Annotated in this window: 27 protein-coding genes; 18 read left to right on the top strand and 9 right to left on the bottom strand. The window is 64.2% G+C overall.

Going from position 1 to position 25,134, the window contains the following annotated elements; all coding sequences use genetic code 11:
- Positions 1-7: 7 nt before the first annotated feature.
- From V1290_RS35450 to V1290_RS35430, 5 genes are read left to right on the top strand one after another with little or no spacing between them, the layout of a single operon-like run.
- Positions 8-625 carry a flavin reductase family protein gene (locus V1290_RS35450; protein WP_334368723.1) on the top strand — a complete coding sequence of 206 codons (618 nt, stop codon included), beginning with the start codon at positions 8-10 and terminating at the stop codon, positions 623-625.
- 46 nt (positions 626-671) lie between these two features.
- Positions 672-1,526, top strand: a complete 855-nt coding sequence (locus tag V1290_RS35445) for a fumarylacetoacetate hydrolase family protein (protein ID WP_334368721.1) — start codon at positions 672-674, stop codon at positions 1,524-1,526.
- A 3-nt stretch (positions 1,527-1,529) separates the two neighbouring features.
- Positions 1,530-2,333: a 2-oxo-hept-4-ene-1,7-dioate hydratase gene (gene hpaH / locus V1290_RS35440; protein ID WP_334368720.1), complete on the top strand. Its 804-nt coding sequence runs from the start codon at positions 1,530-1,532 to the stop codon at positions 2,331-2,333.
- 28 nt (positions 2,334-2,361) lie between these two features.
- Complete coding sequence (locus V1290_RS35435) at positions 2,362-2,745, top strand: RidA family protein (RefSeq protein WP_334368719.1); 384 nt, start codon at positions 2,362-2,364, stop codon at positions 2,743-2,745.
- Between the two features lie 24 nt (positions 2,746-2,769).
- Positions 2,770-3,645, top strand: coding sequence for an amidohydrolase family protein (locus tag V1290_RS35430; protein ID WP_334368717.1), 876 nt, complete (start codon positions 2,770-2,772; stop codon positions 3,643-3,645).
- On the opposite strand, the gene V1290_RS35425 is transcribed toward V1290_RS35430, so the two are convergent.
- Complete coding sequence (locus V1290_RS35425) at positions 3,642-4,523, bottom strand: AEC family transporter (protein ID WP_334368716.1); 882 nt, start codon at positions 4,521-4,523, stop codon at positions 3,642-3,644. The two genes, V1290_RS35430 and V1290_RS35425, sit on opposite strands and share 4 nt — an antisense overlap.
- A 192-nt stretch (positions 4,524-4,715) precedes the next feature.
- Between V1290_RS35425 and aat the strand changes: the two genes are divergently transcribed.
- On the top strand, positions 4,716-5,390 hold the full coding sequence (gene aat, locus V1290_RS35420) for a leucyl/phenylalanyl-tRNA--protein transferase (RefSeq protein WP_334368715.1): 675 nt from the start codon (positions 4,716-4,718) through the stop codon (positions 5,388-5,390).
- Between the two features lie 78 nt (positions 5,391-5,468).
- On the opposite strand, the gene V1290_RS35415 is transcribed toward aat, so the two are convergent.
- Positions 5,469-6,503: an aldo/keto reductase gene (locus tag V1290_RS35415; protein WP_334368713.1), complete on the bottom strand. Its 1,035-nt coding sequence runs from the start codon at positions 6,501-6,503 to the stop codon at positions 5,469-5,471.
- A gap of 28 nt (positions 6,504-6,531) precedes the next feature.
- A complete protein-coding gene (locus V1290_RS35410) occupies positions 6,532-7,713 on the bottom strand; it encodes an MFS transporter (protein ID WP_334368712.1) in 1,182 nt (393 codons plus the stop codon).
- A gap of 103 nt (positions 7,714-7,816) precedes the next feature.
- Between V1290_RS35410 and V1290_RS35405 the strand changes: the two genes are divergently transcribed.
- The gene (locus V1290_RS35405) at positions 7,817-8,782 is read left to right on the top strand and encodes a LysR family transcriptional regulator (RefSeq protein ID WP_334368710.1); all 966 of its coding nucleotides are present in this window, start codon (positions 7,817-7,819) and stop codon (positions 8,780-8,782) included.
- A gap of 32 nt (positions 8,783-8,814) precedes the next feature.
- Here V1290_RS35405 and V1290_RS35400 read toward each other — a convergent pair whose 3' ends face one another.
- Positions 8,815-9,798 carry a DUF2155 domain-containing protein gene (locus V1290_RS35400; protein ID WP_334368709.1) on the bottom strand — a complete coding sequence of 328 codons (984 nt, stop codon included), beginning with the start codon at positions 9,796-9,798 and terminating at the stop codon, positions 8,815-8,817.
- A gap of 287 nt (positions 9,799-10,085) precedes the next feature.
- Between V1290_RS35400 and V1290_RS35395 the strand changes: the two genes are divergently transcribed.
- From V1290_RS35395 to V1290_RS35370, 6 genes are all read left to right on the top strand, one after another.
- Positions 10,086-10,865: an SDR family NAD(P)-dependent oxidoreductase gene (locus V1290_RS35395; protein ID WP_334368708.1), complete on the top strand. Its 780-nt coding sequence runs from the start codon at positions 10,086-10,088 to the stop codon at positions 10,863-10,865.
- Between the two features lie 92 nt (positions 10,866-10,957).
- Positions 10,958-11,905, top strand: a complete 948-nt coding sequence (locus tag V1290_RS35390) for an alpha/beta hydrolase (RefSeq protein ID WP_334368707.1) — start codon at positions 10,958-10,960, stop codon at positions 11,903-11,905.
- Between the two features lie 61 nt (positions 11,906-11,966).
- Entirely contained in the window at positions 11,967-13,187 is a 1,221-nt protein-coding gene (locus tag V1290_RS35385; RefSeq protein WP_334368706.1) for a citrate transporter, read from the top strand.
- A gap of 156 nt (positions 13,188-13,343) precedes the next feature.
- On the top strand, positions 13,344-14,225 hold the full coding sequence (locus V1290_RS35380; protein WP_334368705.1) for a hypothetical protein: 882 nt from the start codon (positions 13,344-13,346) through the stop codon (positions 14,223-14,225).
- An 86-nt stretch (positions 14,226-14,311) separates the two neighbouring features.
- The gene (locus V1290_RS35375; RefSeq protein ID WP_334368704.1) at positions 14,312-15,154 is read left to right on the top strand and encodes an endonuclease/exonuclease/phosphatase family protein; all 843 of its coding nucleotides are present in this window, start codon (positions 14,312-14,314) and stop codon (positions 15,152-15,154) included.
- A 173-nt stretch (positions 15,155-15,327) separates the two neighbouring features.
- The gene (locus tag V1290_RS35370; RefSeq protein ID WP_334368703.1) at positions 15,328-15,813 is read left to right on the top strand and encodes a hypothetical protein; all 486 of its coding nucleotides are present in this window, start codon (positions 15,328-15,330) and stop codon (positions 15,811-15,813) included.
- A gap of 10 nt (positions 15,814-15,823) precedes the next feature.
- On the opposite strand, the gene V1290_RS35365 is transcribed toward V1290_RS35370, so the two are convergent.
- Positions 15,824-16,762 (bottom strand): GlxA family transcriptional regulator, encoded by a 939-nt coding sequence (locus tag V1290_RS35365; RefSeq protein WP_057845243.1) that lies wholly within the window; start codon positions 16,760-16,762, stop codon positions 15,824-15,826.
- 142 nt (positions 16,763-16,904) lie between these two features.
- Here V1290_RS35365 and V1290_RS35360 point away from each other — a divergent pair, with 142 nt between their 5' ends.
- Positions 16,905-17,609, top strand: a complete 705-nt coding sequence (locus tag V1290_RS35360) for a DJ-1/PfpI family protein (RefSeq protein ID WP_334368701.1) — start codon at positions 16,905-16,907, stop codon at positions 17,607-17,609.
- Positions 17,610-18,151: 542 nt separating this feature from the next.
- On the opposite strand, the gene V1290_RS35355 is transcribed toward V1290_RS35360, so the two are convergent.
- Positions 18,152-18,562, bottom strand: coding sequence for an NADH:ubiquinone oxidoreductase subunit NDUFA12 (locus tag V1290_RS35355; RefSeq protein ID WP_028346327.1), 411 nt, complete (start codon positions 18,560-18,562; stop codon positions 18,152-18,154).
- A 254-nt stretch (positions 18,563-18,816) separates the two neighbouring features.
- On the opposite strand from V1290_RS35355, the gene V1290_RS35350 reads away from it, so the two are divergent.
- Positions 18,817-19,425 carry a BA14K family protein gene (locus V1290_RS35350; RefSeq protein ID WP_334368700.1) on the top strand — a complete coding sequence of 203 codons (609 nt, stop codon included), beginning with the start codon at positions 18,817-18,819 and terminating at the stop codon, positions 19,423-19,425.
- 62 nt (positions 19,426-19,487) lie between these two features.
- Here the strand turns inward: V1290_RS35350 and V1290_RS35345 are convergent, their stop codons facing one another.
- Entirely contained in the window at positions 19,488-19,685 is a 198-nt protein-coding gene (locus tag V1290_RS35345; protein ID WP_334368699.1) for a hypothetical protein, read from the bottom strand.
- 193 nt (positions 19,686-19,878) lie between these two features.
- Here V1290_RS35345 and V1290_RS35340 point away from each other — a divergent pair, with 193 nt between their 5' ends.
- From V1290_RS35340 to V1290_RS35330, 3 genes are all read left to right on the top strand, one after another.
- Entirely contained in the window at positions 19,879-20,286 is a 408-nt protein-coding gene (locus tag V1290_RS35340; protein WP_334368698.1) for a response regulator, read from the top strand.
- A gap of 15 nt (positions 20,287-20,301) precedes the next feature.
- Complete coding sequence (locus tag V1290_RS35335; RefSeq protein WP_334368696.1) at positions 20,302-22,536, top strand: CHASE3 domain-containing protein; 2,235 nt, start codon at positions 20,302-20,304, stop codon at positions 22,534-22,536.
- Between the two features lie 101 nt (positions 22,537-22,637).
- Complete coding sequence (locus tag V1290_RS35330; RefSeq protein ID WP_334368695.1) at positions 22,638-22,970, top strand: HNH endonuclease; 333 nt, start codon at positions 22,638-22,640, stop codon at positions 22,968-22,970.
- A 78-nt stretch (positions 22,971-23,048) separates the two neighbouring features.
- On the opposite strand, the gene V1290_RS35325 is transcribed toward V1290_RS35330, so the two are convergent.
- On the bottom strand, positions 23,049-24,113 hold the full coding sequence (locus tag V1290_RS35325) for a ketopantoate reductase family protein (RefSeq protein ID WP_334368694.1): 1,065 nt from the start codon (positions 24,111-24,113) through the stop codon (positions 23,049-23,051).
- 238 nt (positions 24,114-24,351) lie between these two features.
- Positions 24,352-25,101 carry a carbonic anhydrase family protein gene (locus tag V1290_RS35320; protein WP_334368692.1) on the bottom strand — a complete coding sequence of 250 codons (750 nt, stop codon included), beginning with the start codon at positions 25,099-25,101 and terminating at the stop codon, positions 24,352-24,354.
- Positions 25,102-25,134: the final 33 nt, after the last annotated feature.

Here is a 25,134-nt window from a genome sequence, read left to right as displayed (position 1 = left end):
TATCCCGATGCGGATCGATCCTGCATATCTCGACGCTGAAACGGCCTACCGGCTGATCACCGGCGTCGTGGTGCCCCGCCCGATCGCCTGGGTGACCAGCATGTCGGGCGGCGGGGTGCTCAACCTCGCGCCATTCTCTGCCTTTACGTTCGTCTCCCCGAAGCCGCCGATGCTGGCCATCAGCGTCGGTCGCAAGGCTGGAATCTACAAGGACACCGCGCAGAACATCCTCAACAACGAGGAATATGTCGTTCACATCGCGGACTCCAGCCTGATGACGGCGGTGCACGAGAGCTCCACCGAACATCCGCCCGACGTCAGCGAGGTCGAGGAATTGCGGCTTTCGACACTGCCGGGAGAGCGCATCAAGGTGCCTCGTCTCGCGGCCGCACCGATTGCGATGGAATGCCGCTTCCGGCAGTGCCTCGAATTCGGCGAGACCCGCAGCCGGCTGATCGTCGGCGAAGTACTGGTCTTCCACATCAGGGATGGCCTTTTGAACAACGGCAAGATCGAAACCGAGGCGCTCGACCCGATCGCCCGCATCGCCGGCCCGCGTTACGCCAAGCTCGGCGAGATCGTCACCTTAAAACCCGTATTCCAGACGTCGAAAACTGAATCCTGAAGCATGCCGCGCCATCGCGCGCCGCGCTGATCCGGAGACCGATCGCATGCATCTTCTGAGCTATCTTGCAAACGGCAAGCCGCGCTTCGGCGCGCGCATCCCAGGCGGGGTCGTCGACCTGACCGAACGGACGAAGTTTGCCGACCTGCGGGCGCTGATTGCCGGAGGCGGACTGGACATCGCGCGCCAGGCAATTGCCGGGCAGAAGCCGGACCATGCGCTCGATGACCTCGTGCTGCTGCCGCCCATCCCGGCTCCGGAAAAGCTCTGGTGCATCGGCGTCAACTACAGGGATCGCAACGCCGAGTACAAGGACAACTCGGACCTGCCGAAATATCCGAGTCTGTTCGTCCGCAACCCCTCCTCCGTCGTCGGCTCCGGCCAGCCGATCGAGAAGCCGAAGATCTCCGAACAGCTCGACTATGAAGGCGAGCTGGTAATCGTCATCGGCAAGGAAGGCCGGCACATTCCCCGCGAGCGCGCGTGGGAGCATATCTTCGGCATGACGCTGTGCAACGAGGGCAGCGTTCGCGACTGGCTGCACCACGGCAAGTTCAACGTCACCCAGGGCAAGAACTTTGACCGCTCGGGCAGCATCGGGCCGTGGATCGTCACGTCAGACGAATGCGATCCGCGTGGCCCGCATGACATCATCACCCGTGTCAACGGCGAGGTACGCCAGAGCGACTCCACCGAGCGGCTGATGTTCCCGTTCGATTACCTGATCGCCTACCTCTCCACCTTTGCCACCTTAAGACCCGGCGACATGATCGCCACCGGTACCCCCACCGGGGCCGGCGCCCGATTCACGCCGCCGCGCTGGCTTAAGGTCGGCGACGTCGTCGAGGTGGAGTCCGGAAAGATCGGCATCCTTCGCAACACCGTGGCGGCGGAGCAATAGAAGATGCTCGATCAACAAACCGTCGAACGGCTGGCGCAGCGCCTCGATGACGCCGAACGCAGCAAGTCGTTGATCCCGGCGTTCACGCGCGAATTTCCTGATCTGACGATCGAGGACGCCTACGCCGTTCAGCGCGCCTGGACCAGGTTGCAGCTCTCCCGCGGCCGCATTGTCAGGGGCCACAAGATCGGCCTGACGTCGAAAGCGATGCAGAACGCCGTCGGCATTTCCGAGCCGGATTACGGCGTGCTGTTCGCCGACATGTTCTACCCCGATGCATCGCCGATCCCGTTCGACCGTTTCCGTGCGCCCCGCATCGAGGTCGAACTGGCCTTCGTGCTGAAGACGCCGCTGAAGGGCCCGGATTGCAGCCTGTTCGACGTGCTCAACGCCACCGATTACGTCACGCCGGCGCTCGAAATCCTGGAAACCCGGATGCATCGCGTCGATCCCGAGACGAAGGCGCCGCGCAAGGTGACGGATACGATCTCCGACAATGCCGCGAATGCGGCGCTGGTCGTCGGCGGCCGGCCCATTCGTCCGCTCGACGCCGACCTGCGCTGGATCGGCGCGCTGCTGTTTCGCAACGGCCAGATCGAGGAGACCGGCATCGCCGCCGGCGTGCTCAACCACCCTGCCAACGGCGTGGCCTGGCTTGCCGATCGGCTGGCTGCCCAAGGCGAGTATCTCGAGGCCGGCGAAGTGGTGCTGGCGGGATCGTTTACGCGCCCGGTCGAGATCATCAGGGGCGATACATTTCATGCCGATTACGGCCGGTTCGGATCGGTGTCCTGCCAGTTCGTCTGAACGAGAGCATCCCGGAGGGAGAGCAGTGATGACAAGGCGCAAGAGCATTCACATCGGCGAATTCAAGCACGCCAATCCCATTCCGAACGCCTGCCGTATCGGCCATCTCCTGATGTCCGGCGTCATTCTCGGCCGTGATCCCGCGACCGGCGCAATGCCCGAGCGCATCGAGGACCAGTGCGCCAACATGTTCGCGCATATGAAGACAATCGTCGAAGCCGGCGGCGGTACGACCGATGACATCATCAAGATGACGGTATGGCTGCAGGATCGAAAGCAGCGCGCGCCGGTCAATACCGAATGGCTGAAGATGTTTCCCGACGAGCATTCCCGCCCTGCCCGCCATGCGCTGCAGATGGACATGGAGAATGGAGCGCTCGTGCAATGCGATTTCACCGCCGTGATCGGCTGACCGCGATCAGACAAGGAACCCGAGATGCCGACCTATCTTCCGTTCGATCCGAATCCGCGCCGTCCCTCAAAACTGCCGCCGCCGAAGAGCGTCGACAGCCAGTTTCACGTGCTGGGGCCGCTGGAAAAATATCCGGTGCGGCCAGGTGCCGCCTACCAGATGCCGACCGCGACCTGGGAGGCCTCGCTTCGCGTCCACAAGGCGCTCGGCATCGAGCGCGGCATCATCGTGCAGACCACGACCTATGGCGCCGATCATTCGGTGGTGCTCGATGGCCTGGCCGCGATGGGATCGAACTATCGCGGCTGCGCCAACGCGCTGGTGTTTGCCGAAGCCGATGACGCCTATCTCGCCAAGCTGCACGATGCCGGTGTCCGCGGCGCCCGTTTCAGCTTCCGGCAGGAACTCGGCGCGGTGCTCTCGGACAAGGATTTTGCCCGCGCCATCGCGAAGATTCGCGAACTCGGCTGGTACGCAAAAATCCAGCCGGAGAAAGACGGCATCGTCTCCAGCGTCGCGAAGTACGAAAATCTCGACGTTCCCGTGCTGATCGATCACATGGCGCGGCCGGACCCGACGCGCGGCAAGGATGACCCGAACTTGCAGAAGATGCTGGAGCTCCTGTCCAAGGGCAATTTCTGGGTGATGCTGTCGCTCGGCGAAAAGACCTCGAAGAAGGGCCCGCCCTGGGACGACGTCATTCCGATCGCGCGCGCCTACATCGAGGCGGCGCCGGACCGTTGCGTCTGGGCGAGCGATTGGCCGCACCCGGTTTCGGTGGTGCAGCCGCCCAACGATGCCGACCTGCTCGAACTTCTCTACCGCTATGTGGCCGATGAAGCGGAACTGAAGAGGATCCTGGTCACCAACCCGGCCATGCTGTTCGGCTACGCGGACTAGCGCGGGGCGGCCGTCACGAATAACACGACAACGGGCAACGTCACCGCCGCCAACGTCGTGCCGAGCGCGACGGCGCCCGAGACGGCTTCGGTGAGCCGTCCGTACTGAGCCGAGAAGATGTAGGCATTGGCGCCGGTCGGCATCGCGGCGAAAACAACGACCACGGCCGCGGAAATCGGCGGTAACGCCAGAACATGGAACGCGAGGACCGCCGCAACGGCCGGCATCGCCAAGAGCTTGAGCGCGCACATCACCGCCATGCCGAGCGCCTGGCCCTTGATCCTGAATCCGAAGAGATTGATGCCGAGCGCGATCAGGGCCGTGGGCGAGCCCGCCTGCGCCAGCAGTTCCAGAGTCTTGTCCGCGACAGGGTTCAGCCCCAAGCCGGTGAGGCGCCAGAGAAAGCCGAAGCCGAGCGCGAGCATGATCGGATTGCGCGCGATTTCGCGCACGGCCCGCAGCACCAGCAGCGGCGCCGTCTCGGAAGATTTTCGTTCCGCCCACGCCATCTGCAGCGTGCCGCAGAGCCAGAGCAGCGGCGTGTTGACCGACAGGATCAAGGCCATCGAGCCGGCGGCCTGACTTCCCAGCGCCGACAACGTCAGGGGAATGCCGAGCATCACGATGTTGCCGTAGATCGAGCCGATCGCAAGCACCACGCCATCCGCCCGGGATTGCCGGAGAAGCGATGACGCCAGCAGCGCGGCGATCCACGTGACCGCCGTTGCCCCATAATAGGCGCCCCACACCGAGAAGGCGCTCACGGCGGGGAATTCCGCGACAACCACGATCCGGAACAGCAGCGCCGGAATGGCGATGCTAAAGGCGAACTCGGCAATGCCCTTATGCGCCGTCGGCGAGATGAAACGCAGCGCCACTGCCGCTTAACCCGCCGCAATCAAGGCGAACACCGGAACGACGATCAATACTGCGCTCATGCCGCACTCATCTTGGAAATTCGGCCGGGCGAATACCCCGTCGTCATCCGCTTCGTATGGATGCGGCTATGCTGCGCACCAATTTGTCATGGAACGTAGCATACGCCCCGTGTGTCCTGCTATCATCGACACATGACCTCGCGCGAGTCTGCTGCTTCCGAAATCACGCCCGAAGTGCTGCTGCGGGCCTATGCCTGCGGCATCTTCCCGATGGCCGAGAGTGCCGGCGATCCGACACTGTTCTGGGTCGAGCCGGAAATGCGCGGCGTCATTCCGCTCGACGGCTTCCGCATCGCCTCGCGGCTTGCCCGCACCGTGCGTTCGGACACTTTCCGCGTTACCGTCGATACCGCCTTCAAGGCGGTCATCGCGGGCTGCGCGGCGCCCCAGCCGGGCCGCGACGACACCTGGATCAACAAGCGCATCCGCGATCTCTATCTCGGGCTCCACGAGCTCGGACACTGCCACAGCGTCGAGGTCTGGCAGGACGGCGACCTCACAGGCGGCCTCTACGGTGTCAGCCTGGGGCGGGCCTTCTTCGGCGAGAGCATGTTTCACCGCGCCCGCGACGCTTCCAAGGTGGCGCTGGTGCATCTGGTGGCGCGAATGATCGCAGGCGGGTTCGAGCTGCTCGACACGCAATACGTCACCGAACATCTGCGCAGCTTCGGCGCGGTTGAAATTCCAAGGCGCCGCTATCGCACCTTGCTCGACAAGGCGATTGCGGGAGAGCCAGCGGATTTTATGCGTTTGCCGCCCAGCGTCAGCGGTGCCGACGCACTCGCGATCATCGCCAAACGCAGTTGATTTGGTCCAAACCTTGTGCGCGCGGCGCCGGGCAAATCGAGAGCTACTGGCTCGTTGTGTCGCCCGCTTCCAATAGGCTCAAACCGGCGGCGGGTTCAATCGCGCAAAGCCTTCTTGGACACGATAAGGATAATAGGGATAGCATGGCATCACCGCGCTCGCTTTGTCCAGGAGCGCGACCTGCTCGGCGGTCAGCGACCAGCCGACGGCGCCGAGATTGTCGCGCAGTTGCGCTTCGTCGCGCGCGCCGATGATCACGGACGACACGCTTGGGCGGGTGAGTAGCCATGCGATCGCGACCTGCGGCACAGTGCGACCGGTCTCGGTCGCGACGGCATCCAGGACATCGACGACGCGATAAAGCCGCTCCTCGTCGACTGGTGGACCGAACTGCGCCGTCTCGCGCAGGCGGCTACCAGCCGGCAGCGGCTGGCCGCGTCGTATCCTGCCGGTGAGACGCCCCCAACCCAGCGGGCTCCAGACCAGCGCGCCGACGCCCTGATCGAGGCCGAGCGGCATGAGCTCCCACTCATAGTCGCGGCCGACAAGCGAATAATAGACTTGGTGCGCCACATGGCGCGTCCAGCCGTGACGCTCGGCAATGGCGAGCGACTTCATCAACTGCCAGCCCGAGAAGTTGGAGGCGCCGACATAGCGCAACTTGCCGCCACGGACGAGCCCATCAAGCGTCGACAGCACTTCCTCGATTGGCGTGAAGGCATCGAAGGCGTGGAGCTGCAGCAAGTCAATGTAGTCGGTTCCGAGCCGCCGCAAGGCGGCGTCCACCGCCGACACGAGGCGATGTCGCGATGAGCCGGCGTCGAATGGACCGTCACCCGTCGGCAAGCTCGTCTTGGTAGAGACCAGCACCCTGTCGCGGCGGCCTTTGATCGCGGCGCCCAGAATCGCTTCCGACGCGCCGTTCGAATAGACATCGGCGGTGTCGAACAGGTTGACGCCGGCCTCGAGGCAAATGTCGATTAGCCGCCTCGCCTCCTCGGCGCCACTCCGGCCCCAGGCCGAAAACAGCGGCCCCTGTCCGCCGAACGTGCCAGTACCGAAACTGATAACGGGGACCTTCAGGCCCGAGGCGCCGAGGTTGCGATATTCCATCACTGTGCTCCCTTTTGATCCTTTGCTTTCATTCCGCCGGGCATGCCGCGGCGGAAGGTACCGGACGGTCCAGATGCATGCTCCATAGCGCCAGCAGGAGTCCCGCCGCGGTGATCGCCGCCGCGACAAGCGGAAGCGCGGCAAGGCCCAAGCCGCGATCGATCGTAAGCCCGCCGGCCCAGGCGCCGAGCGCATTGCCAAGATTGAAGGCCGCGATGTTGAGGCTGGATGCGAGCGTGCGCCCCTCCGCGCCGGCCGCTTCGAGCACGCGAAGCTGCAGCGGCGCCACGGTGGCGAAGGCGGCGATGCCAAGCAGAAAGATGAAGGACACGGCGAGACCCTTGATCGACAGCACCGCCGCAAGCGCGACGAGGACGAGCGCAAGCGCGGCAAGCGTGCCGATCAGGGCGCGTCCGAGACCACGGTCGGCGAGCCGCCCACCCGCAACGTTGCCGATCGACAGGCCGACGCCGAACACGAGAAGGATCGGCGAGACCGCCGCTTCAGAGAAGCCGGTCAGCCGCGTCAGGATCGGCTGGACATAGGTAACGACGACGAATAGGCCGGCAAAACCGAACACCGTCATGGCGAGGCCGAGAAGGACTCGCGGACGGCCGACCACCGCCAGCTCCTCGCGCAGCGAAGTGGCTTTCTCATTGCCGCCCACGTTGCCGGGAACCAGAACGACCAATACAGCGAAGGCGACCAGCCCAATCACGGTCACCGCCCAGAACGCGGCACGCCATCCCAGCATCAGGCCGAACCACGCACCAAAGGGTACGCCGAGCAGAGTAGCCACCGTCAGTCCGATGAACATGGTGGCAATTGCGGAGGCACGCTTGTCCTCAGTGACCAGGCTCGTCGCCACCACCGATCCGACGCCAAAAAATGTGCCATGGGCGAGAGAGGTGAGGATCCGCGCCGCCATCAACAGCCCATAGTCCGGCGCCAGCGCGCAGGCGGCGTTGCCGAAGGTAAAGATCGCCATCAGAGCAAGCAGCACCGCCTTGCGCGGCATCCGCCGCGTTGCCAGCGTCAGGATCGGCGCCCCCACGAACACGCCGAGCGCATAGCCGGAAATCAGGAGACCTGCCGCGGAGACCGAGACCTGCATGTCGGCGGCGACCTGCAGCAAGAGACCCATGATGATGAATTCAGTGGTGCCGATGCCAAAGGCACCGGCGGTTAGCGCAAGGACGGCGGCAGGCATGCGTTGCTCCGGATCAGGACAGGGTTGCTGCAACGCAAATAGCGGGAGGGCGGCAGAAGAATTAGAGTGCCGGTTGTCCAATCATTTGTGACGTGAAATCAACATGGCTCGACTCGACACCAATCGTTCCGCCGAGATGGAGGTCTTCGTCCGCGTCATCGACCTCGGCGGGTTCACCGCCGCGGCAAAGAGCTTTCGCCTGACCCCATCCGGCGTCAGCAAGCTGGTATCCCGCCTGGAAGCCCGGCTCGGCACGCGGCTCGTCAACCGGACGACGCGCAAACTCCAACTGACTGAGGAAGGCCAAGCCTTCTACCAGCGCTCGCTGCGCATCCTCGGCGAGATCGAGGAGGCCGAGCGCGAGGCCGGCTCCGGCGCAGCGCCGCGCGGGCATCTGATGGTGAACAGCAACATCCCCTTTGGCATGCAGCACGTGATGCCGCTGTTACCGCGCTTCCTCGTCGAGCATCCGGAGATCACGGTCGACATTGTCTTCACCGATACAATCATCGACCTGATGCAGGAGCGCGCCGACGTAGCCATCCGCGTCGGGCCGCTGGGGGCTTCGCGCCTCGTCGCGCGCAAGCTCGGAACCAGCCGCATGGCGGTCGTAGCCGCGCCGTCCTATCTTGCCCGTTTCGGCGAGCCGAAGACGCCGGCCGAACTCGCCAGTCATCGCGGCATCGGCTGGACTTTTCCGCGCAGCATTCGCGGCTGGCCGTTCCGGCGCGGCGAGCGGATCGAGGAGGTGCTGCCGCCGCCAGCCGCGCGCGCCAGCGACGGCGAAGCGGTCCGCCGGCTCGCTCTCGGCGGCGTTGGCTGCGCACGCTTGGCTCTATTCCACATCGGTCCCGACATCGAGGCCGGGCGCCTCGTTCCGATGCTGCAGAACTACAATCCCGGGGACCGCGAAGACATTCATGCGATCTACGTCGGCCACGCCGGACCGCTGCCGGCGCGCGTGCGCACTTTCATCGATTTCCTCGCAACGCACATCCGGATGGGCGACCCCACCCTAAGGCGCACGGCCGACGGCAAGTGGAAGCTGCACGGCGGATACGGATGCTAGGTGTAGAAGTGCCCCGCGGGGCATGGACGCCGTTAATTCCCGAACAATCCACCAAACAACCCGCCCGGCCGCTGCTGCGGCGGAGGCGGTGGGGCCTGCTGCGGCTGCTGCTGGAATTGCGGCTGCGGCGGCGGTCCTGGCGGGCGCGGCGCCGCCTGCTTCGGCGGCGGCGGACGCTTCGCAGCCTGCGGCGGCGCGGCCGACTTGGCCGGATCGGGCTGCGCGCTGACGATGGTCTGGTCAGGGCCTTTGCAGTCGGTGAGCCAGATATCGTAGACCGGGTGCTCGACGCCGTGCAGACCGGGACTGGCAGCGAACATCCAGCCCGAGAAGATCCGCTTCACCTCGCCTTGCAGCGTGATCTCGTCGACCTCGACGAACGCATCGGTGTTGGCAGCTTCCGTCGATGGGCGCGTGTAGCAGGCGCTGGTCTTCACGCGCAGTGCGCCGAACTGCACGGTCTCGCCGATGTCCTCGTCGAAATTGATGATGCGGCCGGTGATCTTGTCGAGGCCGGAGAAGCTCGCCTTCTTGTTGGTGATCTTGGTGGCCGGCGGTTCGGACACGACCTCGTCGCCCGGCTGCAGGGTCGCCGGCGAATTGGGCACGCCCTTGGCCGGGGGCTGCCGCTGACCCGATGGCGCGTTGGCGACGCCTGGACCTCCGGGCTGCGGCGGCTGAACCGCGACGCCCGGCTGCGTCCCCTGCGGAGGAGCGGTGGTGCCGGGCGGCGGCGCCAGCGGCTGCGACTGGAAGCTTCCCGGCGGTGGAGCGCCCTGCCCCGGCGGCGGACGGTTCGGGGTCGGCAGCAGCCGGCCGCGCGGCAGTTCCGGCACTTCCTCGTCGTCGTCGGGGAATTGTTGCTGCTGTTGATTGCCGCGGGGAATGGCGCCCGGCGGCCGCAGCGGAGGATCGGAAAAGATATTGCCGATCTGCGCCTGCGCTGGCGGCGCAAGCGAGGTCGTTGTGGCGGCAATCAGGGCCGCAAGACCGGTCATGGCAATGGTTCGAAGCATCTCGCGCGGCTTTAACAGGCGAATCGGGCTCGCGACATAGTACAGACTTGTCCGCCGCTCGCGGTCCCTCCCGGTTAACACGGTGAATACGGCGGGGAAAGGGCGGTTTGCCCTCATCCTGCCGCAGTGAATATCATGGGCCTGGAAGGCGGAAGCCGGTTTTCGGAACATCGCTCCATGATCTAGTCAGCCCCGCCTGCAGATGGAATAGTGGCCTGATCGCGCGGCCACGCGCGAAAACCACCAAAATCCGGGATAACCGGACGAGCCAGAGGAAACCTCAAGCTATGCCCGATCGAATTCGCCTCGATGGCCGGGTTGCCGTCGTGACCGGCGCGGCCGGTGTCATTGGAACCGCGACCATCCGGCTGTTGGCCGAGCGCGGCGCCCGCATCGTCGCCATCGACCGCAAGGAGCAGGATCTTGCGGCCGCCATCAAGGACCTGCCGGCCTCGGCCGAAGCGCTCGCGGTCGCGGCGGACGTTACCCGGGAGGAAGAAGTCACGGAATATGTCCGCGCCAGCGTCGACCGGTTCGGCACGATCGATGTCTTCTACAACAACGCCGGCGTCGAGGGCGATATCAAGCCGATCCCGGAATATTCGCTGGAGAGTTTTCGGCGCGTGCTCGACGTCAACGTGGTCGGCGTCTTTCTCGGCATGAAGCACGTGCTGCCGGTGATGCTGAAGCAGAACAAGGGCAGCATCATCAACACCGCCTCCATCGCCGGCCTGATCGGCTCGCCGATGATCGCCGTCTACAGCGCCAGCAAGCACGCGGTGATCGGTCTCACCAAGAGCGCCGCATGGGAGTGCACCGGCACCGGCGTGCGGGTGAACTGCGTCTGCCCCGGCCTGATCGACAGCCGGATGCTGAGCACGATCCTGCAGGGCCGCAATCCCGGCAATGAGCCGCCGCCGACCGAAAAGATCGTCGACCGGATTCCGGCGCGGCGGCTCGGTCAGGCTACCGAAGTCGCTTCCATCGTGGCGTTCCTGGCATCCGATGAGGCGAGCTACGTCTCCGGCTCCGCCTATACCGTCGATGGCGGCCGCACCGCGGCCTAGCACCGTCATTCCGGGGCGGTCCGGAAGGACCGAGCCCGGAGATCCCGGGTTCGCTGCGCGCCCCGGGATGACAACTCAAAACGAGAGGTCTCATGCCCGTCACGCTCGATCCCGATGCCGCCGCCGTCTACAAGGCTTTCCAGGAGGCGGGCCGTCCCGCCTATGAGACGCTGACTGCGCCGGAAGCGCGCGAATATTATCGAAGCGCCCGCGTCGTCAGTAATCCCGAACCGCCCGCGCTCGAATCGACCAAACCGCTCGCGATCCCCGCGCCGCACGGCACGATTCCGGCGCGCATCTACACGCCGAAGAGGCTGCGCAAGAGCAACGGCCTTGCGCCGTGCCTGGTATTCTTTCACGGCGGCGGCTGGGTGATCGGCGATCTCGATACCCATGAAGTGGTCTGCCAGAAGCTTGCCCACGAGGGCGAGTTGATCGTGATCTCGGTCGAATACCGGCTGGCGCCGGAGCACAAATTTCCCGCCGCCGCCGAAGACGCCATCACGGCGACGAAGTGGGTTGCCGCCAATGCCAGCCGGCTCGGCATCGACGCTGGCCACTTACTGGTCGGCGGCGACAGCGCCGGCGGCAATCTCGCCGCCGTCGTGGCGCTCGCCGCACGCGACGGCGACGGCCCGAAGCTCGCCGGCCAGGTGCTGATCTATCCCGCCACCGATTTTGCGATGACGCATCCCTCGCACAGCGAGCCAGAGACCAGCATCCTGCTGACGCACTCCGTGATCAAATGGTTCTGCAACCATTATCTGAACGGCGCTGCCGACATCGAGCATTGGAAAGCCTCGCCCGCGCGCGCGAAAACACTCGCCGGCTTGCCGCCGGCCTATGTGCTGACCGCAGGCGCCGATCCGCTGCGCGACGAGGGCGCCGAATATGCCGCGCGGCTCAAGGAAGCCGGCGTGCCGATGACCTACCGGCATTTCCCAGGCCAATTCCACGGCTTCTTCACCATGGGCAAGCTGCTGCAGCAGGCCAACGTCGCCGTCAGCGAAATCGCCGGCTGGCTGAAAACTTTGAAATAGTGCACATTGCGCAACGCTATCGGTAAACCGTGAATTTCTCCTGCGCACATTTGGGGCCGCTGTGATCGAACCAATCCTCCTATTTGGCATACCCGTCGATTTTCTGCTGTTCGCGCTGACGCTGCTCGGCGTCGCGTTGTTCCATCATCACACGCTGCCCGTTGCGCTGACGGGACTGACCGCCATCGTGATCTATAAGCTGATCTTCACCGGCTTCAAATACGGTGCGGGTCTTAATGGCCTCGGCCACCACATGGCCCATGAATGGGTTACGCTCGGCAATCTGTTTCTGCTGCTGATGGGCTTTGCGCTGCTGTCCCGGCATTTCGAAGACAGCCGGATTCCTGACGAGATGCCGGCATTGCTGCCGGACGATTGGAAGGGCGGCGTCGTGCTGCTCGGCCTTGTGTTCGTGCTCTCGAGCTTCCTCGATAACATCGCCGCCGCGCTGATCGGCGGCACCGTCGCGCGCCACGTGTTCCGCGGCAAGGTTCATATCGGCTATCTCGCGGCGATCGTCGCAGCCTCGAATGCCGGCGGCTCGGGCAGCGTCGTCGGCGACACCACCACGACCATGATGTGGATCGCCGGCGTCAGTCCGCTCGCCGTTGTCGAAGCCTACATCGCCGCCATCGTGGCGATGTTGATTTTTGCGGTGCCGGCGTCGATCCAGCAGCACCGCTATTCGCCAATTCAGAAAGACGCGCCGAGGGGGCTCAGGATCGACCCGACCCGGGTGTTCATTGTCGCGGTCATCCTCGCTGCAGCGCTGGTGGCAAACGTCACGGCAAACCTGAAATTTCCCGCGCTGCTCGATACCGTTCCTGTTCTGGGCCTCGCGGTCTGGGCGGCCATCCTGCTCACGGCAGGATTACGCGCGCCGGATTGGAAGGTGATGCCGGAAACCTTCAAGGGAACCATCTTCCTGCTCGCCCTCGTCACGGCGGCCTCCCTTATGCCGGTCGAGCGGCTGCCGGTGGCGTCATGGCCGACCGCGCTTGGACTGGGCTTCGTCTCCGCGGTGTTCGACAACATTCCCCTCACCGCGCTCGCCCTGAAACAAGGCGGCTATGACTGGGGCTTCCTGGCTTACGCCGTCGGGTTCGGCGGCTCGATGATCTGGTTCGGCTCATCGGCCGGTGTCGCCTTGTCGAACATGTATCCGGAGGCGAAGTCCGTCGGGCGCTGGCTCAGGCATGGCTGGCCTGTGGTGGTGGCCTACATCGTCGGTTTCCTGGTGATGCTCGCTATCCTTGGCTGGCGCCCCGACGCCCGGCTTTAGCGCGGTCGAAGGGGATTGCCGGCCTCGTGCCGGCGATCATCCATTTGGCTGGCGAGGCTGTACCGACTCAGGCCGCAATGTTATCCAAGTTTCCGACTAGCTCTCGCACGCAACAACTCTGCCGGTGATTCGGCAGCAATCCGCGAGGTGATTGCAATGGCATTTTTCAGGCGCGAGCTCGGCCCGATCGAGCGCTTCGAGGTTGCGCTGAAGGACAAGCTGACGGCGCGGCAGAAATTGGCCGAGCGGTTGAGCGTCGCCGAATCGGAACTTGCAGAAAAGCGTGCCGCTGCCGAACGGCTGGCGGTAGCCGGTGCCGACAATTCCCGGCTCGATCGAGCCGAAGCCAGCATGCGCGCCGTTGAAGACCGCGCCAAGACGTTGCGCGCCGAATTGGTGGAATTTGACGATCAGGTGGCCTCGGCCGAGCGCGCGCTCGCTGATGCCAAGACCCAGCGCGACCGCGACGCGCTGGCTGACGAGATCGAGGCGATGGCTGCGGCGATCGAGCGGGCTGCGCCCGGATTCGAAGCCGGCGCCACAACGCTCGTCGAAGCCGTTACAAAAAGCTCGCTGTCGATACCCGAAGCCAGCCGGTTCTCGGCCAGCGTGGATGCGGTGCGTAGTGAAGTCCGCGCGGCGGCGGACTTGATCTGCTGGGAGCTGCGTTCCGCCGCGGTGCGCACGCGCGCGGGCAACGCCAACCTCGCCAACCCCGCGCCATCCCTGTCGGAGGAGCCGCCATCGGCAGAGACCGAGCGGCAATTGATGTACACCCTCCATCCCCTGCGTTGGCGCGAGGACGGCAAGGTGCGCAAAGTTCCCGCCTTTGCGTTGGTCGGGCTGCCCAAGGCGCTGCTGCCGGTAGCGCTGCAGCATCAGCATGTAGACCATCTCAATGCCCGCCGCGTGCAGACGTTGATGCATCTTCACGGCAGCGCAGGAAACGGCGAACCGCAGGACGACGATCCGCAGCTTGTCGATCTGGATGCCTTGCTCACCGAGGAAACGCAGAGCGCCCAAGCCGACGTTGCCTGAGCCAGCGCAGACGGCCGCCGACAAGCGCCGAACCAACCGCTCCAGCGGACGTTGTCCGGGTTGGTTCATGAAGCCGGCTTACGAGGATGCGGCTACGCGTCGTCACGCTCAACGTCTGGAATCGGCAAGGCGATCCGAAACGCATCGGTCTGATCAATCTGGAACTGCGCCGGCTGGCTCCCGATCTCGTGTCATTCCAGGAAGTGGTCAAATCGCCCGACCATTCGCAACTCGACGAGTTGATCCACGACACCGGTCTGCATGGAACACATCAGGCTGACGTGCTGCGCACCGTCCCGCCCGATGCCGATCGTTTTGGCGGAAGCGCCATCGCGACGCGATGGCCGCATCGCGTCGAGGAAGTCCTCGATCTGCGCATGTCGGATGCGAACGATGTCCCCTGGTGTTCGCTGGCAGTAACGGTGCCGCTACCCGGCGAAGGCGATCTTTTGTTCATCGCCGCTACGACCTCATGGCGGCTCGCCGCGGAATCGGCCCGGGAACGGCAGGTCGTTGCGCTGACGGATCTCGACGCGCGTCACCGGCAGCCGCTTCCCACCATCATCGCCGGCGACTTCAACGCAACGCCTGACGCGGCCAGCATTCGCTACCTCACCGGACTGCAGTCGCTCGGCGGACGAAGCGTCAAGTATCACGACGCCTGGGAAGTCGCGGGCGAAGGTCAGGGGTATACCTGGAGCGTCGACAATCCAAATGCACAGTCCGAGATCGGCAGGATCGTCCGTCAGTCGCGTCATCGGCGCAGGGTCGATTACGTCTTCGTGGGCTCCTGGGACGCCCACCCGAAGGCGAGCTGCGAGGTTCAGGCCGCCTCGCTCGCATTCGACCTGGCGGTCGACGGCATCTGGCCCAGCGACCATTTCGGCGTCGTGGCCGATCTGGAAATCAGCGCCGCTCCCTCCGCGTGAGGGTTACCCTGGGCCTTGCAGCCGGGCACTGTTCGAAATCGGCTCTGGCAGCATCGTCACCACGGTTCCTTCGGGAATCGGGTGGCGGCGACGCCTTCATCCTGCGATCCCGAACGCTCGAACCAGGCCGTGCCGCTGAACCAAGGCAAGGCGATTGCAGTTGGAGAAGGCCAATGAAAGCCGAAAGCGATCTGACGACCCGAAATCCGTTCGGCGTCATGGACGTTCCAAATCCCGGTGATGACGACGTGATGCAGTTCGCCCGCATCACGATGCCGGAAGAATCCGCCACCGACGAGAATGCAAAGCCATGGAGCCCTGGAGATGCGAGCTACCAGCGCGGCACGATCGACGGTGAGTGGTCGAGCCGCTGGAAGGGTGCCGCAGACCCCACGATACCGGGCGATGCCCCCGAAAAATGGAAACAGGGCCGGGGCGAAGCAAGAACCGTGGCAGACCGCGTGTACCTGTTGTTCGACTGGAATTCCGGCGCGCGCCGGGGCCTGATCGAGGCACGGCGCGAAGGTCCGCGGCGGCTGGTGGGCAAGTATATCAACCTGAACAACCCGGAGATCACGGTGCCCTGGGTCGGCCTGGTGGTGAGCGATCAGCGAATAGACGGCTACTTTGCGCAAGGCCGGGTGGATTTCCGGAGGTAGCGGCTTCCATTCACCCTGCTCGCGCCGCGCGGCGCAGCGATTGCGGGGGCTGGCCGAAGGCGCGGATGAAGGCGCGGCGCATCCGCTCGGGGTCGCGGAAGCCGGTGGTCTGCGCCACGCGCTCGATCGCCTCGCTGGAGGACTGCACGCGTTGCCGTGCCACCTCGATGCGCAGCCGCTCCACCGCCTTTGACGGCGTGGTGCCGGTCTCGGCCATGAAGGCGCGGGTGAAATGGCGCGAACTCATGCCGGCCTGCTCGGCGAGATCCTCGACGGTGAGCGGCGCATCGAGGTTTTCGCGCGCCCAGGCCAGCAGCGGCCCGAAGCGGCCGTTCGGCGCCTTCAATTCCAGAAGCGAGGAAAATTGCGACTGGCCGCCGCTGCGGCGGTGATAGAGCACGAGCTGCTTCGCGGTCTTCTGCGCGATCTCGTCGCCATAGTCCTCCGCGATCATCGCCAGCGACAGATCGATGCCGGCCGATATTCCCGCCGACGTCCAGACGTCGCCGTCGCGCACGAAGATGCGATCGGGCTCCAGCTTCACCTGCGGATAGGTTTTCAGAAAATGCCGCGTGCGCTGCCAATGCGTGGTGGCGCGGCGGCCGTCGAGCAGGCCGGCTTCTGCTAGGACATAGGCGCCGGAGCAGACGCTGGCGATGCGGATGCCGCGTTTGGCAATCGTGCGCACGAAGCCGATCGTCTTCTCGCAGGCGGCGGCCTGCCGCACGCCCTCGCCGCCGGCGACGATCAGCGTCGTGATCGCAGATGCCGACTTCAAACCTTTCGCAACGATTTCGACGCCCGACGACGAGCGTACCGGCCCCGGCGTCACCGCCAGAACCCGAATCGCGGACGCCCCCTCGGCAAAGCGCGCCGCGATCTCGAACGCCGATATCGGCCCGGCCGCGTCGAGCAACTGAAAATCCGGAAACACGAGAACGCCGATCATGATGCTCGCCTGTCTTATGCTTGCCTGTTTTGGGCCGATGTCCTGGAATGAGATGTCCTGAAATGAGGGAATTATGCCATTTCGGACAAGAAGCGACCATGGCAGGATGCCCTTCGTCAAGCCAAATTTTCCGGAGGTCACGATGTCCGCGCCATCTCAACCGTCTACGCCACTTCAGATCGGTCTCGTGCTGTTTCCGCGCGTCACCCAGCTCGACTTCACCGGTCCCTTGCAGGTGTTCTCCAGCCTGCCCGGCGCCAACGTGCATTTGATCTGGAAACGGATTGAGCCGGTGACGAGTGATTCCGTGCTGGTGCTGACACCGACCACGACCTTTGCCGACTGTCCGCAACTCGATGTGATCTGCGTGCCCGGTGGGTTCGGCACCGACGACATGATCAACGACGAGGAGATGCTGGCCTTCCTGCGCAAGCAGGCGCCAGGTGCAAAATACATCACCTCGGTTTGCACGGGATCGCTGGTGCTGGGCGCCGCCGGCCTGCTCAAGGGTTTTCGCGCAGCGACGCACTGGACGGCGATGGATTTTCTGAGCGCGTTCGGCGCGATCCCGACCAAGACGCGCGTCTGCGTCGACGGCAACCGCGTCACCGGCGGCGGCGTCACCGCGGGGATCGATTTCGCGCTGACGCTGGTCTCGCTACTGCACGATCAGAAGACCGCGGAGACGATCCAGCTCCGGCTCGAATACAACCCGGCGCCGCCGTTCAATTCCGGCTCACCCGACACCGCGCCGCCGGAAGTGCTTGCCTTCATGAAGGACAGGATCGCGCCAGCGCAAATCCGCCGCGGCGAGATGATCGACCGCGCCGCCGCACGGCTGGGGTAGCGCTGCGCCTCTGCAATCGTGTCCCGGACGGGGCGCGGCACCATCAGCGCGTTTACGCGCGTCTTCGACGCGCTATGGTGACGCGACGCAGAGCCGGGACCCATCTGAACAGGTCCCGGCTCTGCGAAGCAGCGTACCGGACGATGCTTCGCATCGCCGGGAGAACGCTGCACCGCGTCCGGAACATGGAGCAAATGGCAGCAACAAGAAAAAGGCCGCCTGGTTTCCCCGACGGCCTTTCCTGTCCTACGGCAGCCACACATTAGCGGGCGATTTCAGAACCTCTGCACCGGGGGCCTATCTCCCGGCCGTGTCCTACTCGGTGGCCGCTGCTCGCCGGGGCAGTCGCGAACTGGAGCCCGGCACCGACGCGATGGTTTCCCATCTCCGTAAGATGGCTACATTGAGCCTCGATAACGCGGATGGCGCAAGACGGCTGCGGCGGATGTCCCCGCTGATCCCGTTATTCACAGGGTCGATGATTGTGGTCTAAGGCGCATGTAACCGCGGTATGACCGCGACGCGCGGGAATGACGATCGTCTCAGCTTCCCGGCGTCCAGGGCTGGTAATCGCCGGTCGCCTTGGGGCGGCGACCGCTGGCCAGCGTCGAGCCGGAGGGGCGGTAGGCCGCGGGCGTGCCGGTCAGGTTCGGAACGTGTGGCTTCTCCCACTCGCGCGGCGTGTAGCTCTCTTCGGTCGGCGCGGTATCGACAACGTGATGCAGCCAGCCATGCCATGACGGCGGCACCCGGCTCGCCTCGGCAAGCCCGTTGTAGATCACCCAGCGCCGCTCGAAACCCAGCGTCGGATCGATCTTGCCGCCCTTGGTCCGGTAGTAGCGGTTGCCCTGCTCGTCCTGGCCGACCAATTCGCCGAACCGCCACGTCCACAATTGCGTGCCGAACGTCTGGCCGTTCCACCAAGTGAAAAATTTCAGCAGAAACAGCTTCATGAGGGCTCGGCCGGTTCGAGATATCGTGCCGCTCTGATGCCACCGGCCGGACGGATTGTCCAGCAGAGGCTGACACTGCGGCCCTGCCGGACAGCGGCTTGCCGCCCGTCCATGGTCGCGGAATCGGCGCAATCCGTTCATCCCGGATACGGTTCCGATCCGGCAGGCTGAATCCGCATGCAATCAACGCGCGGGCTCTGGAACGTCCGCCCCTTGAGCGGGTTAGGGCCTATATCCCGCAAATGGAGCCTAGAATGATCAGTCTAAAGGTTTTGAGTGCCGCGGCAGCGATGGCGCTTGTGTTGCCGGTGGTCGCGCCAAGCCTCAGCGCCGTTCAGGCGCAGGATAGAGGCGGTGCCGTTCCGTCTATCGGTGGCGCCAGGGGCGGCGGCGGTGGCGGTGCAGCCATCGGTGGCGGCGGCATCAGAGGTGGCGGCGTGGCGGTCGGTGGCGGTGGCGTTCAAGCCGGCGGCCCCGCGATTGGGGGCGGTAGAGCTGTCGCCCCAGGCGCACCTTCTGCTGGATTCCGCCCCAGTCCAGGCATCGGCGGCCCAGCCGTCGTGGGCGGCGGCGGTCGGGGGAATTATTATGCTGGCCGCTGGCACGGCGGTCATTTTCATCGCCATCGTCACGGCTTCTGGCCGGGCTTCGCGATCGGTGCCGGTATCGGGTCGGCCTATGGCTATTACGGTAGCACCTATTACGATGACCCCTATTATTACGACGACACCGTAGTCGCCGCAGCGCCCGTGGCCGACGATGATGCCGTGGCGTATTGCATGCGGCGGTACAAATCCTACGATCCGGCATCGGGAACGTATCTCGGCTATGACGGGCAGCGTCACCCCTGCCCGGCGCAGTAGCACGATAGCGTGAGTTCAAGGGCGGCACATTCCACAGTGTGCCGCCCTTTTTCGTTCCAGAGTTAGAGCGTTTGCCAGGCGCGCAACGCCACCGCGACGCCGCCAAGCGTAAACGTCAGTGCCGCGACCTCGCGCAGGCAATGCTTGGTCAATACGGAGCCAAGCCCAACGCACACCGCGCCTGCCAGAGCACGCTCAAGTTTCTGCCGCCGCACGAGCGCGCACAGCGCCAATGCCGCGGCGCCGACGATGCGCGCCATGGTTGATCGGCGACATGACGGGATTGGGTCCGGAACCGGCGGTTGAACTTGTTATCGTTCTGATACGGCGAAACGGAATTGCCCTCGGCAACTTTTATGGGCACTCTGCCATGTAGACGACTTGTCGGCGTTTCGACTTAATCGTCACATGGGACGTGCGACCTGCCGCCGCCCCGAGGAAGAAGGAATCATCGTGCCGCGCGTTCTCGTGGTCGATGACGACCCGATGGTGTGCGTTGCCATCGAGGTTTGTCTGACGCGCAAGGGTTTCGAGGTCACCGTTGCCGACGGTGGTGAAGCGGGAATGCGCGCGCTCGAAACTTCCGATTTCGACGTCATGCTGATCGATGTGTTCATGCCGCATATGCGCGGCTTCGAATCGATCCGGATGTTCCACGAGCGCAAGCCGGACGTACCTGTTATCGCGATGTCGGGCTACTCCTTCGCCAACACCGAACGCGCACCGGATTTCCTGCGGATGACCATCCAGCTCGGCGCGGCATGCTGCCTGCGCAAACCGTTCACGCCGGACGCGTTGTTGACCTCGGTCAATCAATGCATCACCAAACCGAAAGCTTCCGCGCAGCAGTCGAAATTGTGAAGTAAACAACTGGCAATGCCCTCGCAGCGTATCATTCTTGGAATTGGCCTCGCTATCCTCCTCATTATCGGCGCTGCCTCGATCGGTCTCGACCTCAAGTCGCGGTCCGACGCAGCCTCGGTCGACCGTGCGCTTGGAATTCTCAGCAAAATCTCGGATATGCGCCCGCTGCTGCGCCGGACGGAAAGCGCGGCGCGCGCCTTTGCGCTATCGGGCGATCAGGAATTCGCCAGGGAATACCGCGAGGCCAGCGACGCGACCGTGCCGGCGCTGGCGGCTCTGGTCGAGGCGGTCAAGGACAATCCCACCGAAAAGCGGCTGATCGAGGAAACCAAGGCACTGGTCGAGCGGCAGATTGCCGTCAATGGCGAGTTGATCAGGCTCCGGACCGCGGGAGATGGCGCCGCTGTCGCGGCGCTCGTCAACCAGGAGGACCGTGCGGCGACAGCCGCAATCACCGGAAACCTCGAGAAAGCGGTCGCGGAAGAGCGCAGGCTGCTTTTTGCCAGACGCGCCGAATCCGAAACCAACGGGACGCTCCTGCTGGCGATCGATCTCGCCGGCGTCCTGCTGATTCTGTTCCTCGCCACTCTGCTGACGGTCTCAACCCGCCGCTCGCGCCGGGAACTGCAGGATTCGCTGAGCGCCACCAAGGCCACCAACGAGGCGCTGGAGGCCGCGGTCGCTGAGCGCACCGAACATCTGGTCGCCGCGCATGAGGAACTCAGGCTTTCGGCCGCCGTCTTGCGCAGCACCTTCCACAGCATGGCAGAGGCCGTGCTCGTCATCGACACCAGGGGCGAGGTTTTGCTCTCGAACCCGGCCGCCGAGAAGATGCTGCGCTACCGGCCGGGCATGACGGTCGAGCACATACGGTCGCTCAGCGCGGTTTTCCATGCCGACGGCGTCACGCCGCTACCTCTCCGTGACATGCCCGCCTCGCGCGCGCTGCGCGGCGAAGCGTTCGACGCCAGCGAAATCGTGTTGCGCCCGGTTAGCGGCGATCCGCCGGTTCACCTCGTGATCAGCGGCCGGCCGCTGCGCGATGCCTCGGGCGCCATCAGCGGCGCGGCGCTGGTCTACCACGACATCACGGGGTCGCGCGAAACCGAGCACAAGCTGCAGCAAGCGCAAAAGCTCGACGCCATCGGCAAGCTCACCGGCGGCGTCGCGCACGACTTCAACAACATGCTGACCGTGATCACCGGCACCACCGAAACGCTGGTAACCAACCTTGCGCATGAGCCGGCGTTGCAGAAGACCGCCGAACTGATCGACCAGGCGGCGGAGCGCTGCAGTGAGTTGATCCAGCATCTGCTCGCCTTCGCCCGCCGCCAGCCGCTGCAGCCGCGCAATGTCGACATCAACGCGACCGTGCTCGATATCGCAAAACTGCTTCGCCCGACGCTCGGCGAGCAAGTCGAGGTCAACTCCATTCTCGAACAGGAAGTGGCGATTGCCCATATCGACGCATCGCAGCTCGCCAACTCCCTGCTCAACATGGCGATCAACGCGCGCGATGCGATGCCGAACGGCGGCAAGCTGCTTTTGGAGACGCGCAACGTCGTGCTCGACGAGGCCTACGCGCAGGCCAACCCCGACGCAAAGCCCGGTCCCTATGTGATGCTCGCGGTCAGCGACACCGGCGCCGGCATGCCGCAGCACGTGCTGGACAAGGTGTTCGAGCCGTTCTTCACCACCAAGGAGGTCGGCAAGGGCTCAGGCCTCGGCTTGAGCATGGTCTACGGCTTCGTCAAGCAGTCCGGCGGGCACATCCGGATCTACAGCGAGGTCGGCCACGGCACCACGATCAAGCTTTATCTGCCTCCTGCCCGCGGCCAGGCCGAGGCCGCGCCGCCGGCGGCAGCGCCGCTGCCGCATGGCAACGAGACCATCATGGTGGTGGAAGACGATGCGCTCGTGCGCAACTTCGTCACCGCGCAATTGCAGAGCCTCGGCTACCGGACGGTGGCCGCTGCCAACGGACCGGCGGCGATGAACCTGATCGAAGGCGGTCAGGCGTTCGATTTGCTGTTCACCGATGTCATCATGCCCGGCGGCCTGACCGGACGCGAACTCGCGGACAAGGTGCTGAAGCTCCGGCCCGGCATAAAGGTGCTATATACGTCCGGCTATACCGACAACGCGATCGTGCACCAGGGCCGCCTCGATCCCGGCGTGCTGCTGCTGACCAAGCCGTACCGGAAGTCGCAGTTGGCGAACATGGTCCGCCGCGCGCTGTCGGGATAAACAAGGCGCAAGCCTCCCTCCTGCGGCGTCGTTTTCAATGCCAACTGATGTATGAAAGGGTGAGACTTGGACGAAGAGATTCGGGGGAAGAGCCAAGGCTAATGGCCGACGTGATCTACAAGCGCTGCTATTTCGATTGGGGCGGACGATGCGCTTATTGCGACGTTGGACTGCCCCGGCAAAAGACGGGTGGCAAGGTCAAGGCCAGCATCGATCATTTCATCCCGCTCTCCAAGGGAGGCCAGAATGGCAGGAGCAACCGCGTGCTGTCCTGCTACCCCTGCAATCTCGCCAAGGGCGACACCGACCCGCGCGAGACCAATCAATGGCCGCACGTCGAACAGCGCCTCGCCGAGATCGCCGCTTCGATCAGTCACGGCAAGCTCAAGCAGCTTATTCCCGAATTGGTGAAACAAGTTGCCGTAGAGGCATGATCCGCACCAAAAGGGACCCGTTGGCGCTGATCTATGTCGAGTTCTGCAGCAGCGCCGAAGCGGATGCGCCATTTCCGCCTACTGCGAACCCGAGCCGCCCGCCACGATCTTCTCATTCAGCTTCTGGTCAACGGTCTCGACCGTGCGGTCGATCTCGGCGCTGGGCGCGCCGAGCTGATGCGAGATCAGCTTCACGAGCAGGTCGACGCGCTCGATGAACGGCGCGCCGGCGGCAACCGCACGGGCCGCCGATGACGGCTTGAGCAGGCTTTCGGCCGCCTTGGCATACTTCCCGAACGGCACCTGGTCCTGCGGATCGGCGCCGAGGCGCCGTGCGATACCGTCGACGTGATCGTAGATCGACTGCGACAGTTTCAGGTCGCCGTGCACGGCGTCGCGGATCGACTGCGGATCGTTCGGCGTGATGCAGCGGTAATTGCCGGTCAGCAGCATCGACCATTTGGCGAGCGGCACGAACAGCGAGTCGAACACTTTCAGCTTCACCGGGACGTCGTGGCCATCCAGCGTCACCGCATCGATATCAGCTTCCAGCTCGCGAAGCAGCTTGTTGTGCTTCTCGTCGGCAAAGGCGGCGGCCTTGAAGTTGGTCGGAAGGCCGACATGCAGGACATTTGCCGCCTCTTCCGGCGGACGGAAAGCCTGCGGATCGGGCGAGCACAGCGTCACCAGGCCAGGCTGGAAGCGTTCCCACACCTGCGCGTTGGTATAGGCCTCCTCGAGGTCCATGTCCGCCAGCGCCGGAATCCGCTTGAGATAAGGTAACGGCGGCATGTTCATGATCGACAGACAAGGCAGCTTCGCCTCGGCGATCTTGATCATCAGAACGCGGATCGTGTGGTTGGTGTATTGCGGCTCCTGCATCGCAAGACCGACCAGGTCATAGCGGGAAAGATCGACCTCGGCGGGCGTCGTCGCGTCCAGCTTGCCCGGCAGGTCGCGCGAAAAGATCGCGCGGTGCACCGCCTCGTCGCGCAGCTTGATGCGTACTTCGGTGCCGTCGCGGTTGATGAGCTCGGCCGTCTTCTTCCGGCACACCAGCGTCACGTTGTGACCGGCCATCAAAAGCTTCGTCGCCAGCAAGGAGCCATACGAGGCCCCGAGGATCAAAATGTTGCGCGCCATACTCTCTCTTTCACAGATAAAACCAGGCCCCTCTAGGTCTGGCACCCATTATGCCAGAACTATCTCAGCAGGAGGCCTACTGCAAACCGGCAGATATTACAATCAGATAGCGGCTCTCAAATTTACCCGTCCGGCTACGCCGTCGGGAGGCGGTTGGCCGAGAAGGCGACCAAGCTTCGAGCCGTCGTAAAAGGTGCTTCATCCATCAGCTTTACCCGACAAGCGACCTGCACGCGCTTCAGTCAAAGAACTCCACCGCACCTGTTTCGAGGCTGTACATTGCGCCGGCGATCTTGATTTCACCCTTCGCTTCCAGCTCGGCAAGCACGGGGCTGTCCTTCCGGATACCCGCAACGTTCTTTTCTACGTTCGTTCGAGCGACAGCATCGACGAAGGCGTAGTTCTTTGCCAGGCGCTCGCCGGTATAGGTCGTCTCCTCCACTGCTGGTTTGATCTTGGTCAGCAAGCCCGTCAAATTTCCCAATTCGGCATTGTCAATGGCGCCCTTGATGGCGCCGCATGCGGTGTGGCCCATTACGAGTACGACCTTTGCCCCCGCCAATTTGCAGGCGAATTCCATGCTGCCCAAGATGTCCGCGTTTCTAACGTTACCCGCAACCCGGCAATTGAAAATGTCGCCAAGTCCAAGATCCATGATCACCTCGGCAGGCGCGCGCGAATCTATACACGTCAGCAAGACGGCCGCCGGGTATTGACCTTTTGCACTCGCTTTCTGTTCGCGAAGGTAATTGCGCTCCTTTCTTATCCCCATGCGAAAACGCTTATTGCCGTTCTTCATTGCCTGGATGATTTGCTCTGGTGTCAGCTTGTCGCGCAGCTCCTTGGTAAGCGCGTCTGCACGTGCCCGATCTGCAAGAAAGACGCTGCCACCGCTAATGCCGACTGCAGCAGCTCCGGCAGCCAGCTTGAGAAAACCACGGCGACCCAGGCAATCGCAGCCAAGAGAATGTCCAAGCGTCTGGCGCACGTGCGATCTCCCTTCCTACAATTGCATCTCCAA

It is taken from the genome of Bradyrhizobium sp. AZCC 1578 (assembly GCF_036924675.1).
Taxonomy (GTDB): Bacteria; Pseudomonadota; Alphaproteobacteria; order Rhizobiales; family Xanthobacteraceae; genus Bradyrhizobium.
Note: the sequence above shows the minus strand (reverse complement) of the source record. Positions and strands in the feature narration are given on the sequence as shown.

What these genes read in the sequence shown, in the direction of transcription:
- V1290_RS35450 (WP_334368723.1), top strand. Translation starts at nt 8, where the DNA reads ATGCGGATCGATCCTGCATATCTCGACGCTGAAACGGCCTACCGGCTG.
- V1290_RS35445 (WP_334368721.1), top strand. Translation starts at nt 672, where the DNA reads ATGCATCTTCTGAGCTATCTTGCAAACGGCAAGCCGCGCTTCGGCGCG.
- hpaH (WP_334368720.1), top strand. Translation starts at nt 1,530, where the DNA reads ATGCTCGATCAACAAACCGTCGAACGGCTGGCGCAGCGCCTCGATGAC.
- V1290_RS35435 (WP_334368719.1), top strand. Translation starts at nt 2,362, where the DNA reads ATGACAAGGCGCAAGAGCATTCACATCGGCGAATTCAAGCACGCCAAT.
- V1290_RS35430 (WP_334368717.1), top strand. Translation starts at nt 2,770, where the DNA reads ATGCCGACCTATCTTCCGTTCGATCCGAATCCGCGCCGTCCCTCAAAA.
- aat (WP_334368715.1), top strand. Translation starts at nt 4,716, where the DNA reads ATGACCTCGCGCGAGTCTGCTGCTTCCGAAATCACGCCCGAAGTGCTG.
- V1290_RS35415 (WP_334368713.1), bottom strand. Translation starts at nt 6,503, where the DNA reads ATGGAATATCGCAACCTCGGCGCCTCGGGCCTGAAGGTCCCCGTTATC.
- V1290_RS35410 (WP_334368712.1), bottom strand. Translation starts at nt 7,713, where the DNA reads ATGCCTGCCGCCGTCCTTGCGCTAACCGCCGGTGCCTTTGGCATCGGC.
- V1290_RS35405 (WP_334368710.1), top strand. Translation starts at nt 7,817, where the DNA reads ATGGCTCGACTCGACACCAATCGTTCCGCCGAGATGGAGGTCTTCGTC.
- V1290_RS35400 (WP_334368709.1), bottom strand. Translation starts at nt 9,798, where the DNA reads ATGCTTCGAACCATTGCCATGACCGGTCTTGCGGCCCTGATTGCCGCC.
- V1290_RS35395 (WP_334368708.1), top strand. Translation starts at nt 10,086, where the DNA reads ATGCCCGATCGAATTCGCCTCGATGGCCGGGTTGCCGTCGTGACCGGC.
- V1290_RS35390 (WP_334368707.1), top strand. Translation starts at nt 10,958, where the DNA reads ATGCCCGTCACGCTCGATCCCGATGCCGCCGCCGTCTACAAGGCTTTC.
- V1290_RS35380 (WP_334368705.1), top strand. Translation starts at nt 13,344, where the DNA reads ATGGCATTTTTCAGGCGCGAGCTCGGCCCGATCGAGCGCTTCGAGGTT.
- V1290_RS35375 (WP_334368704.1), top strand. Translation starts at nt 14,312, where the DNA reads ATGCGGCTACGCGTCGTCACGCTCAACGTCTGGAATCGGCAAGGCGAT.
- V1290_RS35370 (WP_334368703.1), top strand. Translation starts at nt 15,328, where the DNA reads ATGAAAGCCGAAAGCGATCTGACGACCCGAAATCCGTTCGGCGTCATG.
- V1290_RS35365 (WP_057845243.1), bottom strand. Translation starts at nt 16,762, where the DNA reads ATGATCGGCGTTCTCGTGTTTCCGGATTTTCAGTTGCTCGACGCGGCC.
- V1290_RS35360 (WP_334368701.1), top strand. Translation starts at nt 16,905, where the DNA reads ATGTCCGCGCCATCTCAACCGTCTACGCCACTTCAGATCGGTCTCGTG.
- V1290_RS35355 (WP_028346327.1), bottom strand. Translation starts at nt 18,562, where the DNA reads ATGAAGCTGTTTCTGCTGAAATTTTTCACTTGGTGGAACGGCCAGACG.
- V1290_RS35350 (WP_334368700.1), top strand. Translation starts at nt 18,817, where the DNA reads ATGATCAGTCTAAAGGTTTTGAGTGCCGCGGCAGCGATGGCGCTTGTG.
- V1290_RS35345 (WP_334368699.1), bottom strand. Translation starts at nt 19,685, where the DNA reads ATGGCGCGCATCGTCGGCGCCGCGGCATTGGCGCTGTGCGCGCTCGTG.
- V1290_RS35335 (WP_334368696.1), top strand. Translation starts at nt 20,302, where the DNA reads ATGCCCTCGCAGCGTATCATTCTTGGAATTGGCCTCGCTATCCTCCTC.
- V1290_RS35330 (WP_334368695.1), top strand. Translation starts at nt 22,638, where the DNA reads ATGGCCGACGTGATCTACAAGCGCTGCTATTTCGATTGGGGCGGACGA.
- V1290_RS35325 (WP_334368694.1), bottom strand. Translation starts at nt 24,113, where the DNA reads ATGGCGCGCAACATTTTGATCCTCGGGGCCTCGTATGGCTCCTTGCTG.